Source organism: Lyngbya sp. CCY1209 (assembly GCF_055795065.1).
Genome location: NZ_JAYFER010000715.1, coordinates 1 through 237, shown reverse-complemented (window position 1 = coordinate 237; position 237 = coordinate 1). Strand labels below are relative to the sequence as shown.

General features: G+C 53.2%; 1 protein-coding gene. It reads left to right on the top strand.

Translation table 11 applies throughout. From position 1 onward, the window contains the following. On the top strand, positions 1–207 hold a 207-nt coding region (locus AC0QHF_RS29280; RefSeq protein ID WP_324707808.1), incomplete at its 5' end, for a hypothetical protein. Positions 208–237 lie beyond the last annotated feature (30 nt).

The following is a 237-nucleotide window of genomic DNA, read 5'->3' as shown; positions in this document are numbered from 1 at the left end:
ACAGCTACACTATACAACATCGTCGTCCAGCTTCTGCTCACAGGCAGGATGCCTGTGCTACCCGATCAAAGATATTTCCCCCTCGCGATCGGCATCCGCCACCCCGTCCCGAAGGCGCGATCGCTACTCATGTTTGTTTATCCCCCGATCTGGGTGGGGTTGTGGAAAATCTCAGGGGAGCGATCGCTGTGGTATTTTAGTAGGTAGAACAATCCGGAAGCTACCAGTTGAAGCAAT